This window comes from Phenylobacterium sp. (assembly GCF_030651755.1).
Classification (GTDB): domain Bacteria; phylum Pseudomonadota; class Alphaproteobacteria; order Caulobacterales; family Caulobacteraceae; genus Phenylobacterium.
Map to the genome: position 1 here is coordinate 1 of NZ_JAUSBZ010000057.1, position 14160 is coordinate 14160.

General features: G+C 65.4%; 14 protein-coding genes and 2 pseudogenes. 10 read left to right on the plus strand and 6 right to left on the minus strand.

Annotated features, from left to right (window positions below):
* Positions 1-312: pseudogene (locus Q7V15_RS05835) on the minus strand (DDE-type integrase/transposase/recombinase); the annotation flags it as partial.
* A 153-nt stretch (positions 313-465) separates the two neighbouring features.
* On the opposite strand from Q7V15_RS05835, the gene Q7V15_RS16480 reads away from it, so the two are divergent.
* Entirely contained in the window at positions 466-675 is a 210-nt protein-coding gene (locus Q7V15_RS16480; protein ID WP_370689773.1) for a transposase, read from the plus strand.
* A 232-nt stretch (positions 676-907) separates the two neighbouring features.
* Here Q7V15_RS16480 and Q7V15_RS05845 read toward each other — a convergent pair whose 3' ends face one another.
* Positions 908-3451: a TonB-dependent receptor gene (locus Q7V15_RS05845; protein WP_304754495.1), complete on the minus strand. Its 2544-nt coding sequence runs from the start codon at positions 3449-3451 to the stop codon at positions 908-910.
* A 332-nt stretch (positions 3452-3783) separates the two neighbouring features.
* Here Q7V15_RS05845 and Q7V15_RS05850 point away from each other — a divergent pair.
* The 4 genes and pseudogenes from Q7V15_RS05850 to Q7V15_RS05865 form a co-directional block, all read left to right on the plus strand.
* Positions 3784-4899 (plus strand): annotated as a pseudogene (locus Q7V15_RS05850) (AMP-binding protein); the annotation flags it as partial.
* A gap of 1 nt (position 4900) precedes the next feature.
* On the plus strand, positions 4901-5854 hold the full coding sequence (locus tag Q7V15_RS05855) for an NAD(P)-dependent oxidoreductase (RefSeq protein WP_304754496.1): 954 nt from the start codon (positions 4901-4903) through the stop codon (positions 5852-5854).
* Between the two features lie 69 nt (positions 5855-5923).
* Complete coding sequence (locus Q7V15_RS05860; protein ID WP_304754497.1) at positions 5924-6175, plus strand: acyl carrier protein; 252 nt, start codon at positions 5924-5926, stop codon at positions 6173-6175.
* 2 nt (positions 6176-6177) lie between these two features.
* On the plus strand, positions 6178-7395 hold the full coding sequence (locus Q7V15_RS05865; RefSeq protein ID WP_304754498.1) for a pyridoxal phosphate-dependent aminotransferase family protein: 1218 nt from the start codon (positions 6178-6180) through the stop codon (positions 7393-7395).
* Between the two features lie 21 nt (positions 7396-7416).
* Here Q7V15_RS05865 and Q7V15_RS05870 read toward each other — a convergent pair whose 3' ends face one another.
* From Q7V15_RS05870 to Q7V15_RS05880, 3 genes are all read right to left on the minus strand, one after another.
* Positions 7417-8358, minus strand: a complete 942-nt coding sequence (locus tag Q7V15_RS05870) for a hypothetical protein (protein ID WP_304754499.1) — start codon at positions 8356-8358, stop codon at positions 7417-7419.
* A 150-nt stretch (positions 8359-8508) separates the two neighbouring features.
* Positions 8509-9030, minus strand: a complete 522-nt coding sequence (locus Q7V15_RS05875; protein ID WP_304754500.1) for a hypothetical protein — start codon at positions 9028-9030, stop codon at positions 8509-8511.
* 73 nt (positions 9031-9103) lie between these two features.
* Entirely contained in the window at positions 9104-9577 is a 474-nt protein-coding gene (locus Q7V15_RS05880; RefSeq protein WP_293416840.1) for a DUF2141 domain-containing protein, read from the minus strand.
* Between the two features lie 63 nt (positions 9578-9640).
* Here Q7V15_RS05880 and Q7V15_RS05885 point away from each other — a divergent pair, with 63 nt between their 5' ends.
* The 5 genes from Q7V15_RS05885 to Q7V15_RS05905 all read left to right on the plus strand — a co-directional run bounded on the left by Q7V15_RS05885 (position 9641) and on the right by Q7V15_RS05905 (position 13911).
* Entirely contained in the window at positions 9641-10078 is a 438-nt protein-coding gene (locus Q7V15_RS05885; RefSeq protein WP_304754501.1) for an HIT family protein, read from the plus strand.
* Entirely contained in the window at positions 10075-11301 is a 1227-nt protein-coding gene (locus Q7V15_RS05890; RefSeq protein WP_304754502.1) for an LptF/LptG family permease, read from the plus strand. Before Q7V15_RS05885 ends, Q7V15_RS05890 begins: the two co-directional genes overlap by 4 nt.
* Positions 11298-11447 (plus strand): hypothetical protein, encoded by a 150-nt coding sequence (locus tag Q7V15_RS05895; protein ID WP_304713911.1) that lies wholly within the window; start codon positions 11298-11300, stop codon positions 11445-11447. The genes Q7V15_RS05890 and Q7V15_RS05895 overlap by 4 nt, the downstream gene beginning before the upstream one ends.
* A gap of 752 nt (positions 11448-12199) precedes the next feature.
* A complete protein-coding gene (locus Q7V15_RS05900) occupies positions 12200-12457 on the plus strand; it encodes a hypothetical protein (protein WP_304713912.1) in 258 nt (85 codons plus the stop codon).
* Between the two features lie 251 nt (positions 12458-12708).
* A complete protein-coding gene (locus Q7V15_RS05905) occupies positions 12709-13911 on the plus strand; it encodes an acyl-CoA dehydrogenase family protein (RefSeq protein WP_304754503.1) in 1203 nt (400 codons plus the stop codon).
* A 48-nt stretch (positions 13912-13959) separates the two neighbouring features.
* Here the strand turns inward: Q7V15_RS05905 and Q7V15_RS05910 are convergent.
* A partial coding sequence (locus Q7V15_RS05910) for a hypothetical protein (protein WP_304754504.1) occupies positions 13960-14160 on the minus strand: 201 nt, incomplete at its 5' end.

Sequence of the window (14160 nt, forward strand, 5' to 3'; positions counted from 1 at the left end):
GGTGTTCAAGCATTCGGCCCGGACCTTGCCGTTGAAGGACTCCGCAAAGGCGTTGTCCGTCGGCTTGCCAGGGCGGCTGAAGTCCAGGATGACGCCCCGCTGGTAGGCCCAGAGATCAAGGTCGCGGGAGACAAATTCGGGGCCATTGTCGACGCGGATGACCCGTGGATAGCCGACCGCTTTGCCGGCCAGTTCGAGCGTCTGGACGACGTCGCAGGCCTTGTAGGCAAAGCGGGGATCCAGCGCCGGCGAACACCGACTGAAGGTGTCTATTATCGCCAGGATGCGTATCTTACGCCCGTCGAAGAGCTGGTGTGCGCCGTCGACAACTTCACCCGCGAGGCCCTGGCGCTGATCGTGGACACCTCGATCGGCGGCCATCGCATGGCACGCTGCCTGATCGCCCGGCATGGAATGCCACCCACCATCGTCAGCAACAACGGCACGGAAATGACAAGCCGTGCGATGTTGGAATGGACCAACCGCACCGGGACCGGCTGGCACTACATCGCGCCGAGCAAACCACAGCAGAATGGCTTCGTGGAGAGCTTCAACGGCAAGCTGCACGACGAGGGCCTGAACGAGAAGGTCTTCGCGCACCCAGCGAACGCCCGGGCCGTAATCGAGCGCTGGCGGCGCGATTACAACAAATCTGCGGCCCCACTCAGCGCATAGCGGCCCAATGCCGGAAGCAGTGCGGCTGAACCCCGCGGCCGGTCGGCTGCGCAACCTCAAAGGTTATGGCGCCCGGCCGCCACCGCCAGCGCTGCAGATCAACTATCAAACCCCTGGGCTCCCACAACGATCGAGGGACCGGAGGGGGCAGGTCACCTGACCAGGCAACTTGCCACCAACGGAAGGGGTGGACCGTCTCCCTGCTATCGCTCGGAAACGGCCCACTGTTGGCTTAGAACCGGTACTGGAATTCTATCCCATAGGTCCGAGGAAAGTTCGGCTTCAATGTGGTACGCTGGATTCCGCTGGCCGAGGGGGCTCCGGTTCGGAAGTCCTGATAGGCCAACTCATCAAAGGCGTTCTTGACGTAGCCGATCACCGTGTAGCGATCGTCGGCGTCCTTCCAAAGCGCCCGGAAGTCGACGACTTCGTTCGATGGCGAGCGGAAGCCCGGCTGAGCAAAAACGACGGCCTGTTGCTCGTCGGTGAAGGTGTAGGTGGCCCCAAGTACGAGATCGCCCTCAGCCAACTCGACTGTATAATTCAGTCCTAGGTTGAGTTTGTTCTCCGGAGTTATGGGAAGCCTGTTCCCAACGAGGGTCTGGAGCCTGCTTCCGTCCGGCAACACGACGCCCGTAGGTCGCGCGCCCGCCTGCAGAGCCTTCGGGTCGGCTGTATCGACGAAGCAGCAGCCGCTCTTAATCTCGGTATTGAGGTACGAATAGCTCGCGAAAATCTGAAGATGATCGATCGGAGCCCACTGGGCCTCCATCTCAAGGCCCCAACTCACAGCGTCCAGATTCACGAACTGACTGCCCGTTAAGCCCGCCGCGGGGTCAAGAACCACGGTCAGCGGCGCCTGAAAACCCTGATAGTCCGCGTAGAACAGCGCAGAATTCAGTTGGAAGCGCCGCCCCACATTTTTCTTCAGCCCGAGCTCGAAGTTGTCAACATATTCGGGATCAGCATAGGGGATCGGAGCGAGGCCGCTCGAGGCCTGCCAACCACCCGACTTATAGCCGCGGCTGTAACGGGCGTAGGCGTTGGTGTCGCTGTCCGGCTGCCATTGCAGACCCAAGGTCCCGGTCCAGGCGTCGTAGTCGCCCGACAGGTCACGCGTCAGACCACCGCCTGAGAGCTCACGTACATTGGCGTACAACGGGTTGGCCAGGCAGGACGCGATGGTTGGGCCGCCGCATATGGCAAAGGTTGTCAAATCCACCGCGATCCCTTGTCCGACGGCGGCTGGTATCCCCGCGGCGGCCAAGATTGTTGTCGTGGTGTTGGTGCGCGACACGTAGCGAGCCGAGTCTGTACCCGACTTCTCATCGACCGTGTACCGGATGCCACCCGTAAACGTGATGGTATCGGTGATATCATAGTCGACCTGAAGAAAGGCCGCGTAAGAATCCACCTCAAGCGTACCGTCTACGAAGAGATAGTTCCCCATCGGGTTCGGTGCCGCCGGGCCACTGGTCGCCAGATTGATCGGGTTCTGAACGGCCGGATCGTTAAGGACCCGCTGGCCCTGGGGTTGCGCGTAGGTTTGATGATACTGGTACAGACCGGCGATCCAGCGCAGTGGCCCGCCCGTGTTCGATGACAGGTTGATCTCGTTGGAGTACCATTTTTGGTCCTCGCGGTAGAAGAACCTCTGGTCTGGCGACACGCCCGTAGCGGTGTAGGCGCCGAAAGGCGTCGCGGTCGGCACGCTGAATAGGCCGGTGCGCGATGAACGATCCTCGTCCCCAGCCGTGTCGTAGAGATAGGATTGGTAGCCGGCCAGATACTTGAGGGTCATGCCGCCAAGATCCCAGGTAAGGTCTAAGTGCAATCGCTCATGATTACTGAGCTTACCTTCACTCGTCTGGTTGGTGCTGATCTTGTAGGGGTCGGTCATCGCCGGATTAGTTCCTGCGAAGCCGAAGGTCGGATTGTAGTAGAGGCCAGCATTGCCGAGACCGGTCGGAGACGTGGTGTCGTAGCGGCTCGTGATCGACTCGTGGACGTTGCCAACGCCGAAGCTGTCATCCCAGTCGAATTTCGTATAGCGCAGGCGGGCCGTGATGTTCTCGCCAAGATCGGCTTCCAGCTGGGCCTCGACTATGTACCGTTTAACAGCGCTGGAATCGCCGGCAGGCCCGAGGTTCTCGAAGAAGCCTTCCTCTCGGCGCTCCAGAGAGCCCCCGAGAAGGAAGCGTAGGCCATCCGTGATCGGTCCACGAACCAAGGCGTCGGTTCGCCAGGTGCCGTAGTTCCCAAGAACGGCACGGACCTCACCGTTGAAATCCTCCGTTGGACGCTTGGCGATGATGTTCAGCGCCCCGCCGATGGAATTACGTCCGTACAGCGTGCCTTGCGGTCCACGCAGAATCTCCGTGCGTTCGATAAACAGTGACGGCGTGGCTGCATCAGCCATGGAGTTTGAGAATATTCCGTCGGAGTACAGCGCTACGGAAGGATCGGTTCCGATAGCATTGGTCAGGCGACCAAAGCCTCGGATCGAGAGGCGGTCGTTGTTGGTATAAGTGACGCTCGGCGATACACGCGCCAAATCCTCGACGTTGGCTACCCCAAGCACGTCGCGCCGCTCACTTGTATAGGCCGTCACGGCCACGGGCACATCCTGAAGGCGCTGATCGCGCCTTTCAGCCGTCACCACCAGCTCTTCAATGGTGAAGCCGGTGTCTTGCGCCCAACCAGGCGAGGCCGCAGCCAGAGCGAGCGCGGATGCGCCGCTCGCGAAGGCGAATCGTAGATTCTTGCAATTTTTCATGTTTCCCCCCTCAGTCGCTAGGCATTATTGCCTCTATGCTGACGGTAATGGCCATTACCATAACGCCGTTCACGCCTGAGGCAATGCCCCTCCCTCGGGTCGCGCGACCAGCCACTGGTCGGTGCTTAAAATAAGTCCGAAGTCGCTCGTGAAAAATATCAACGCCTTGATTTGACGGTCAATCCCGGCGATTTCAGATATTCGTTTTCGCAAGTTTTGGGGATTGGGTGCGCAAAAGCTTGCGAATTGCGCGGGCCGATCGGTTTGTTGTATCTCCGCTTTTCGACCTGTGATTCACTGATCGGGTGGTGATTTGGGGTGCGCCCGTTGCGTCCGAAACCGCCGCGGTTCGCCCGATGCAGTTCGCCGGCGCCCTGGTCGACCTGCCACAGTCCACCGGACAAGCGTTGCCGGAGATCGGGCCAGACAGCCCCTGCTATCTCCAGTTCTCGTCCGGCAGCACGCGCTTTCCCACCGGCGCCTTTGTCCGCCGTCCGCTGCTCTGGCTCGACCTTATGGGCAAGAACGGTACGACCATCTCCTACAGCCCCACCTTCGGCTACGAGCTCTGCGCGCGGCGGGCCGAGAACGCCAGCCTCGAAGGCTATGACCTGTCGCGCTGGCGGATCGCCGGCCTCGGCGGCGACATGGTCCGCACCAAGCCCCTGCGGGACTTCGCCGCGCGCTTCGCGGCGGCGGGCTTCGACCCCCAGGCTTTCGTGGCCAGCTATGGCATGGCCGAGGCGACGCTGGCCCTGACCATGGCGCCCCTGGGCAAGGGCCTGGTCACCGAGCGACTGGATGTGCACCGCCTGGAGCGCGACGGCGTGGCGGCCTCAGGCGCGCCCTCGCCCCGCGTCCGGGAGTTCGCCCGCTGCGGGCCGCCCCTGCCGGGGCACGAGCTTCAGGTCCGCGGCGAGCGGGGCGAGATCCTGCCGGAGCGCCGGACCGGTCGGGTCTTCGCCCGCGGCCCCAGCCTGATGAGCGGCTACTTCCAGGACCCCGACGCCACCGCCCGCGTCCTGGGCGCCGAGGGTTGGCTCGACACCGGCGACCTCGGCTATCTGTCGGAGGGCGAGATCGTCCTGACCGGGCGCAGCAAGGACCTGATCATCCTCAATGGCCGCAATATCTGGCCGCAGGACCTGGAATGGACCGCTGAGGCCGAGATCGCCGGCCTGCGCAGCGGCGATGTCGCCGCCTTCTCCGTTCCCGCCGAGGGCGAGGAGGCGGTGATCGTCCTGGTCCAGACCCGCAGCAGCGACGCTGAAACGCGCCAGAAGCTGGCCGTCGAGGTCACCGACCTGCTCCGCCAGCGCCACGGCGTGGAGGCCCAGGTGAACCTTGTCGGCGGGCACGCCCTGCCCCAGACCTCGTCGGGCAAGCTCAGCCGTTCGCGGGCCAAGGCTGAGTATCTCGCCGGGCTGGCCGAAGCCGAGCCGGCCTAGGGTGTCACGGGGTCTCGTCACGGTCACCGGCGCGACGGGGTTCCTCGGCCGCTATCTCGTGCCCGCGCTCGCGGCCGACGGCTGGCGCATACGGGTGCTGGCCCGCCGCGACGTTATCCACCCCCTGTGGCGCGGCCTGGAGGTCGAGGTCGTGCCCGGCGATCTGGGAGATGATCGCGCCCTGGACAGGGCCTGCGCCGGCGCCGACGTCGTCATTCATGGGGCTGGCCTGATCAAGGCGCGCAGCCGGGCCGCCTTCTTCATCGTCAATGAGCAAGGCGCCCGCCGGGTGGCTGAGCGCGCCGAGGGCGCGGTGCTGCTGATCTCCAGCCTGGCCGCGCGGGAGCCCGGACTTTCGGACTACGCCGCCAGCAAGCGGGCCGGCGAGACGGCGGCGCACGCAGTGCTGGGCGAGCGCCTGACCATCGTGCGCCCCCCGGCCCTTTACGGCCCCGGCGACGCCGAGACCCTGCCCCTCTTCCAGCTGGCCGCCGCAAGTCCGATCCTGCCGCTTCTCGATCCGAAGGCGCGGATGGCCATGATGCATGTCGAGGACGCGGCGCGGCAGATCGCCGCCCTGACGGGACAGCCGGGCGGCCAGACGCTCAGCCTGTCCGATCCTCGCCCCCAGGGCTATGGCTGGCGCGAGGTGTTCCAGACGGCGGCGGACGCCTTTGGCCGCAGGCCCCGCTTCCAGCGGATCCCCAACGCCGCCCTGGGCGTCGTCGCCGTGATGGGCGCGGCGCGGGGCGGTCGATCGGCCCCCATGCTGACCTTCGGCAAGCTGCGAGAGTTGACGCACCTGGACTGGTCGGTGGCGCCGGGCGAGCAGATTTCCGGACTTCCGCCGGCCCGCTTTAATCTCGCCGACGGGTTCCTACATACGGTTCAGGGGTATGCGGCCTCCGGCGTCAGGTTTCGCAAACCGCCGCTACAGCAGGCGATCAGGTGCTGACGCCCGCGTCATATTGCGCCAAAGATGCGGCGTTAACGGACGATCGTTCTAGGGGGCGAGTCGGTCTCTATGCAACTGGTGACAGATCCCACCGTGCTTGAGGTGGCGAAGGCCGCTGAGGCCGTGCTGGAGCGCGAGGTCCTTGTGACCGCGTCATCCGACATCTCGCGCGACCTCGCCGTGGACTCCCTGGCCCTCATGAACATCGTGATGGAGCTCGAAGATCGCTTCGACATCTCCATCCCCATCGACCGCCTGAGCGAAGTCCAGACCGTGGGCGATCTCGCGGCGCTTATCGACAACATCCGGAACAAGGTTTGAGCATGGCTCTGCTCGATAGGCACGCGGCGTCCAGAGACGCCTATAAGGCGCTTCGCGATACGGCGGCCGATCCGTTCGGGGTCCGGTTCGATGCGGTCATCTCCCCCACGGAGGGCGTCGTCGACGGCCGTCCGACCATTCTGCTCGGCACCAACAACTATCTGGGCCTGACCTTTGACGAGGCCTGTGTCGAGGAGTCGGTCCGCGCAGTGCGCGAGCGGGGCACCGGCACTACGGGGTCGCGCATCGCCAATGGCAGCTATGAGGGCCATGTGGAGCTGGAGCGCGCCCTGGAAGCCTTCTATGGCCGCCAGCACGCCATGGTGTTCACCACGGGCTATCAGGCCAATCTGGGCGTGCTCTCGACCCTGGTCGGTCGGGGCGACCACCTGCTTCTGGACGCCGACAGCCACGCCAGCATCTATGACGGCTCGCGCCTGGGCCACGCCGAGGTCACCCGCTTCCGCCACAACGATCCCGAGGATCTCTACAAGCGCCTGCGTCGCCTCAAGGACGCGCCCGGCGAGAAGCTCATCGTCGTCGAGGGCATCTACTCGATGGTCGGCGACGTGGCGCCCCTGCGGGAGATCGCGGCGGTGAAGCGCGAGATGGGCGCCTATCTGCTGGTGGATGAGGCCCATTCCATGGGCGTCCTGGGGGCGACCGGCCGCGGTCTGGCCGAGGAGGTGGCGGCCGAGGCCGATGTGGACGTCATCGTCGGCACCTTCTCCAAGAGCCTGGGCTCGGTGGGCGGCTTCTGTGTCTCGGACATGGATGATTTCGATGTCATGCGCATCGTCTGCCGCCCCTACATGTTCACCGCCTCCCTGCCGCCGGCGGTGATCGCCTCGACCCTGGGCGCCCTGCGCCGGATCCAGGAGGCGCCGGAACTGTGCCACCGGCTGCACGCCAACGCCCAGCACCTCTATGACGGGCTCACCGCCCTGGGGCTGGCGACGGGGCCGACCTGCAGCCCGATCGTGGCCGTCACCATGCCGGACCAGGCGGTGGCCGCCGCCATGTGGAACCTGCTGCTGCAGAACGGGGTCTATCTCAATCTCGCCCTGCCCCCGGCGACCCCGGACAACCGCCCCCTGCTCCGCTCGAGCGTCAGCGCGGCCCACAGCATCGAACAGCTGGACCAGGTCATCGCGGTGATGGGCAAGGTGGCGCGCGAACTCGGCGTGCTGGCGACCGAACCCAAGCGTGCCCGCGGCTGAAGGTCGGGTCGGTCGGCGCCCTCAGGCGCGGTCGCGGCCGGCGGTCTGCGCGCGACGGGCCTTCCACAGCCGCCAGAACACCCCGGGCGAGGCCAGGATGGGGTGCTTCTCCCGCCACGGCGTGAGCGGCACGCGCAGGCCGGTGTGCCGCTCGATCTTCCAGGCGGCGTAGCGGGCCGCCCCCTCGAAGGTGAAGGCCGCCTTGGCGAGACGGGCCAGGTTGAGCGGCTTGCCAAGCGCGCGCCTAAGTCGCCAGGCCGCCAGGATGCGCCCCCGCTCATGGTCGTCCAACACGGGCCGCACCGTCCCATCACCCGGCGTCTCCTCGAACGCCAGGCCCTGCGCCCGCCAGGCCGCCAGCAGCAGCCGCTCGTAGCGGCCGGGATCGACGCCCAGGATATCGTTCTCCCGCCCGCGGGCCTCGACGCGGAACTCCGCCGCATAGGTCTGGCGAAATAGGGCCCGCCAGTAGTCCAGGGCAGGGCCTTCCGATGGACCGAGGGCGGCGGCGAACCGGGCCGCGGCGCAGGCGGCCTCGGAGACGGCCCGGGAGATGTCCCGAAGGGTGTCCGCATCCGACGCCCAGACCAGGGCCGAGGGCTGGACGAAGCGCGTCCAGATGGTCGTGTCGATCCGCCGTCCCGTGACCGCCGAGCGGAACTGGGCCAGGGTCATGGTCGCCACCTTGGCCCGCAGGATACGGCCGTCGAGCTCCAGCTCGTGGTAGCTGACATCGGGCCAGAGAACCCGGCCCGCCAGGCCGCGCCAACCCGGGCGCGGGCCATGGGTAAGGACGTAGAAGTCCACCACGCCGTCCAGATCGCCTGTGCGCAGGACCGATCCGTAGAACAGAACCGCGGCGACGCCCTCGATGCGACTGGCCAGCGCCTGCGCCATGGCGCGCCCCGGCGGTGGGGCGGCCCGCGCCAGGTCTTCGCCGACCAGGGTCTGCAGAGCCTCCATCACGGGACCAGGAATCGCACAGGCGCGCCCAGGCCGATCGCGATCTCGCCGCCGGGGAACACCTCGCCGTCAACGACCACGGGCGCCGGGCTGGAAACCACAACGCGCTCGGCCAGGCTCCGACGGTAACCTTGGCGTCGCAGCCAGGTCTCAGCGCGACCCATCAGCACGGCCGGCAGGGCCAGCGCCAGTCGCCTGGGGGGGGGCGGCGACGTCCAAGACTTTCATCCCATCCTGCGGGGGACCGAAGGGGCGAAGCCCGAGGGGCAGGCGCTTGAGCGACGTGGCCAGCACGACGAAGCGCGGGGCGAGCGTCGTCTCGCGCCCATCGATGGACAGGCTCGCGCGCACCCCCTGGCGCCAGCCGTCGCCGTCCTGGCCAAACAGTGCGCCAAAGGCTGCGCCGACGACCGTCAAGGCCACCGCCAGGCTGTGGAAGGCCCCCATGCGGTGGACGGACTGCGACATCTGGGTGGCGCGAACGAAGGCGCCGAGGCCAAAGATGAACCCCGCGAGATCCGCCTGCTCATCGCCAGCCCAGCCCAGGGCCAGGGGACGCCGTGTCTTCAGGTTCAGCGGGCCACGGGTGATCCGCGCCAGAGTTGCGTCCAGGGTCCAGCCGGGCCGGATCCCGAGGTCGAGGGCCAGTACGTTGGTCTTGCCAGAGGGCAAGACGGCCAGAATTGGCGTTGAGGCGCCGAGCCTGATTAAAAGATCGGACGGTTCCGTCTGATCGCATCAGTCTCTAGCGCTGATAGCGCATGGAGATGGGGACCTGGGTGGTGCCTGGTCCGGCGCGGAACCGCACGCTCTCAAAGGACGGAAGGCCGACGCGGGTCGGCGCATTGTTGGAAAACCCGAACCCCTCCGCCGGCATGCCGATGATCGTCCGGTTGAAGTCATGATCGCTGTTGACGTCGTGATAGATGGCGATGGCGTAGTAGGCCGGCTCGGGAACCCAGAAACAGACCTCGGTCATCCGCGGCGTCGCCTTCACCCGTGCGCGCAGCAGCTTGCCCTTGGGCGCCAGGAACCGGCGGGGGTTGTCGGGATAGAGGGTGACCGCCACCTCCCCCTTGATCGGGCTCACGCCGGTGACCGCCACCGAGACCTTGTGCGGCCCTTCACGGCCCACGCATTGGTCGGCCGCCAGGCTGGGCGCAGCGACCCCGAGCGACACGACGAAGGCAAGGCCCGCAAGGGCTGTTCGGACTTTCATGGGCTGTGACGACCCCCTATGTTTGCGCCGACGGCGGATGGCGCCCGATCAGCAGGGTGCTTCATGAGCAATGCGACCGCGGTAAACTTTGGCTATCCCCACTCGATGGTGGGTGAGACTGACCATTGGCTGTTGCTGGTGCGCCCCAAGCAGCCTACATTTGGGTCTCTCGTCCTTGTGTGCAAGGAGCCCGTCCAGGCATTTTCAGATCTGAGCGGCCAGGCCTTTGAAGATCTGCAGGTGGCGGTCCGCGGGATTGAGCGTCTTCTGCGCCAGACTGTGGACTACGCCAAGATCAACTATCTGATGCTCATGATGGTCGATCCCGATGTACATTTCCACGTGATTCCCCGGTACGAGGGCGTGCGTGAACACGCGGGCGAGACCTTCGCCGACGCCGGCTGGCCGGGCCAGCCCAACCTGGCGTCGGCCGTGGCGCTCAGTCCCGAAGGTCTTGCGGCGCTGGCCGAGGCCTGGCGGCGCGAGTGGCGCGCGGCGTGACCACGGCTCTGACGCCCAAGCCCACCTTTACGTTCGGTCTGCCCCTGCTCGACCGCTACGTCCTGCGGCTGACGGCAGGCCCGATGCTGGGCTGCCTGGCCGTGACCCTGATCGCCCTCCTGCTCGAACGGGCGCTGCGCCTTCTCGACCTGCTGGCCCAGAGCAGCGATCGTTTCGGCTTCGTGGTGCAGCTGACCGGCCAGCTGGTGCCTCACTATTTTGGCCTCGCCCTGCCGGTGGCCTTCTTCGTCGCGCTGTTCATTGTCATCACGCGGCTGAGCGACGGGTCGGAGATCGACGCCCTGCTGGCCAGCGGCGTGTCCCTCCCCCGGCTAGCCACCCCCTTCATCTGCCTGGGCCTGGCGCTCACCTTGGTCAGCCTGATCGTGTTCGGCTACATGCAGCCCTACAGCCGCTACGCCTATCGGGCGGTGATGCACGCGGCGGCCAACGCCGGCTGGAACGGCGAACTGCAGGCGGGCGCCTTCGTCACCGAGGATCGTCTGATCATGACCGCCGACCGGGCTGACCCCCAGGGTCAGCGGCTGGAGGGGCTGTTCATACGCCGGCTGACGCCGACCGGCCGCGAAGAGGTGATCACCGCCACCACGGCCGACCTGCAGGTGTCCCAGGACCGGTTGAATGTGACCCTCAACCTCCAGAACGGCCGGCGCATCCTGGAGGGGACGGACGGGGTCTATGACATCCTGGATTTCGACAGTTTCAGCACCACCGCCCCCCTGGCCGGCGCCACCGAACTGCTCCGCGCCCGCGGCGGCGATGAACGCGAACTGACCCTGGGCGAGCTGGCCCGCCTGGCGGGGTCCGGCGACAGCGTCCTGCCCCGCAGCACCCTGCTGTCGGAGCTCTACGGCCGGCTGGCGCGGGCCGCCTTCCTGCCCTTCCTGCCGCTGATCGCCTTTCCCCTCGGCCTGGCGACCAAGCGGGGACGGCGCACGCCGGGCCTGGTCTTCGCCGGCATTCTGCTGCTGGCCTTCCAGCACGCCCTGCAGCTTGGCCAGTCCCTGGCCGAAAGCGGGGTCGTCCCGGCCTTCTTCGGGATCTGGACGCCCTTCGCTCTGTTCACCGGGTTTGGCGTCTGGATGTTCCTGGGCAGCCGGAACAGGCCCGGCGAGACGCCCATCAGCCGGTTGATCGGCACGGCCGGGGACAGGATCACCCGGGCGATGGCGGCGCGGGATGCGCGGGTCCAGGCCTCGTGAAGCTCTACGCCTACATCCTGTCGATCGTCGGCACGCGCATCCTGGCCGCCGCCGCCATCCTGCTGGGCATCCTGCAGGTGCTGGAATTGCTCGACGCCACCCCGGAGATCCTTGAGCGCGGCCTGGGGCTGGGCGGCGTCGCCTAGCTTGAATCACAGACCACGACGAAGCGGAATCCCCGCTCACGCCTTTTCCAAACAGCCTCTCAGAGCCGAATGCAATTTCGCGAACCGTGAGGCGCGGATAGACCATTGCACACCTGCCAAAAAAAAGGGCGGCACGGCCGGTCTTCCGCGCCGCCTAAGCTGCCCTGGGCCCCGGGAGGTAGGCTGGAGCTTTGGGCAGGATGGGGCCGCAGTGCGTGCTCTCAGAGACGAAAAGCCGAATACCGTGCGAGCCTCATCGGCTGATGGCTGGTACACGTCATTCTCGTAAGTCGCAATACGATAAATGACCTCATGATGAGGATCAGCACTGAGAGTTTTGGTCGGTTGTTGAAATGGCCAAAACGAAGCGTGAGTGTTTGGTGGCGTGGTCGTCCGGCCCCTGGGGCGAAACCCTGCAGGTCGAGCCATCTTGCAAACCACCCTCTCTTTGAAGGCCCCTCGCAGGCGTTCGTCCCGGCAAGCCGGCATACCCCCATATATGGCAAGTTGGCCCGTCGCGACCGGCGGTGAGCACGGGACCCGCGGAGGGCGGCCAAGCTCACCATGTCATTTAATACATAGTAGTTTCGGGCTAACAGATATATATTTTGCGATCGTACACGATGGGTGATCGCCAAGCGACCGCGCTTGGACCAGACAGCAAGAAGCGGCGGCCATCCGTCAATGCTGCGCGCGCACAAGCGCAGGCGCGGCGAGGACGCTTCCCTGAAACGACGCGGGCTTGGATAAAGATGATGAAGAAGCCCATATCCGCTGACTCCCACATTACCGAGCCGCAACATTGCTACGTCGACTACATCGATCCGAAGTTTCGTGATCGAGCACCGCGGATGGAGCGGCTCGACAAGATCGGCGATGCCTTTGTTATCGAAGGACTAGCCTCGCCGATGCCAACGGGGCCGGTCGTCGCCGCCGGCAAAGACCCACTGCAGATCACGGCGCGCGGCGCATTCGCGGCTGCCAGAATGGCTGGGTGGCGTTCAGGATGAAGGACATGTGCAATGCCCGGCGACTGATGTGGGCGAACGATTTCCCGTGTTCCGATTCAACCTGCCCCTTGTCGCAGACCATGCTCGAAGAGCACACCAAGGGCTTGGGCGAGCAGGAATGGAACTGGATCTGCCACGACAACGTGGCGGAACCATACAGGAGCGCCTTCTGATAACTACGTAATCTAAACGTGGCCGTTCTAGCCAAGTTGGAAACTGATCGCGTCTCTTCAAACAATGGAGTTTTTGTAATGGCTGACGCCGCAGATCAGACTATCGAGGCCTTTCGTCAGGACGTGCGGGCCTGGGTCGAAGTCAACGTCCCTTCGGACTTGAAGGGTCTGAGCAATCCGACCGGGCTTGAAGAGCGTCTGCAGCCGACCGAGGAACAGGTCGCCTGGCGCAAGGCGGTCGGCGGAAAGGGTTGGGGGACGCCGACGTGGCCTGCCGAATACGGCGGTGCGGGGCTTTCTTCGGCCCACGCCCGAGTTATCCACCAGGAATTTTCGCGCGCTGGAGCCTACAACCCGATCGGGGGAATGGGCGTCATGATGTTCGGACCGACCTTGCTCGAGTACGGCACTGAAGAACAGAAGCTGGAGCACATTCCGCCGATCTGCCGCGGCGAAGTTCAGTGGTGCCAAGGCTACTCCGAGCCCGGGGCCGGCTCTGATCTGGCCTCCCTGCAGACGCGATGCGAGGACATGGGCGACCACTATCGGATCAACGGCCAGAAGATTTGGACATCGGGTGCCCAATGGGCTGACTGGTGCTTCTGTCTTGTTCGAAGCGATCCCACGAAGAAGCATGAAGGCATCTCCTTCGTGCTCTTCACCATGCGCCAGCCAGGCGTCGAAGTGCGGCCGATCAAGCTGATCGCCGGCAGCTCGCCGTTTTGCGAAACCTTTCTGACGGACGCGCGCGCCGAGAAGAAGGATCTGGTGGGTCCCCTGAACGCCGGCTGGACAATCGGAAAGCGGCTCCTGCAGCACGAGCGCTCCAGCATTTCGAGTATGGGAAACGCCCTCGGCGGCACTGCGGCCCTTCCAGATCTCGCCAAGGCCTATGTCGGCGTCGACGCGCACGGTCGCCTGGCCGACAGCGACCTGCGGACCCGGATCGTTTCAAACGAGATGGACGGGCGCGCCTTCCAGCAGACGGCGATGCGGGCGATGGCGGAAGCCAAGGGCAACGCCGGCCCGTCGGCGGCGACCTCGATCATGAAGAACGCCGGCACCCGCTGGACTCAGGACCGGGCCGAACTGACGCTCGAGATCATGGGTCACCAGGGCCTAGGCTGGGCGGGCGAGGATTTCACCCCCGCGGAGCTGGACGCCGTGCGCGGCTGGCTGGGCGGTAAGGCTAGCACGATCTATGGCGGCAGCCAGGAAGTGCAGAATAACATCATCTCCAAGCGGATCCTGGGGTTGCCCGATCTGTCCGCAGTCAACTGAGCGAGTGAGCGTGGCAGAATCCGCGAGCGGCGAGCAGAGGCTTAAGCGTCAGCTGCGGTTGGACAATTTTTCAGCGTCGATTTCTTCCGCCGCGATGCGGTCCACGACCATGACCAAAGGGAGGCCGCGATGCTGAGTTGGCAAGTTGGGGCGGTGAAGATCACCCGGATCGTGGAACTCCAGATTCCGATCCCATACAATCGAGCCGCCCCCTTTCTGGCTGAAGCGACGCCCGAGGCGTTGCGAGCC

Bases quoted from the DNA above. Each gene is read 5' to 3' on its own strand.
- Q7V15_RS05860 (WP_304754497.1), top strand. From the start codon at position 5,924: ATGCAACTGGTGACAGATCCCACCGTGCTTGAGGTGGCGAAGGCCGCT.
- Q7V15_RS05880 (WP_293416840.1), bottom strand. From the start codon at position 9,577: ATGAAAGTCCGAACAGCCCTTGCGGGCCTTGCCTTCGTCGTGTCGCTC.
- Q7V15_RS05905 (WP_304754503.1), top strand. From the start codon at position 12,709: ATGGCTGACGCCGCAGATCAGACTATCGAGGCCTTTCGTCAGGACGTG.
- Q7V15_RS05900 (WP_304713912.1), top strand. From the start codon at position 12,200: ATGATGAAGAAGCCCATATCCGCTGACTCCCACATTACCGAGCCGCAA.
- Q7V15_RS05845 (WP_304754495.1), bottom strand. From the start codon at position 3,451: ATGAAAAATTGCAAGAATCTACGATTCGCCTTCGCGAGCGGCGCATCC.
- Q7V15_RS16480 (WP_370689773.1), top strand. From the start codon at position 466: ATGTTGGAATGGACCAACCGCACCGGGACCGGCTGGCACTACATCGCG.
- Q7V15_RS05885 (WP_304754501.1), top strand. From the start codon at position 9,641: ATGAGCAATGCGACCGCGGTAAACTTTGGCTATCCCCACTCGATGGTG.
- Q7V15_RS05865 (WP_304754498.1), top strand. From the start codon at position 6,178: ATGGCTCTGCTCGATAGGCACGCGGCGTCCAGAGACGCCTATAAGGCG.
- Q7V15_RS05870 (WP_304754499.1), bottom strand. From the start codon at position 8,358: ATGGAGGCTCTGCAGACCCTGGTCGGCGAAGACCTGGCGCGGGCCGCC.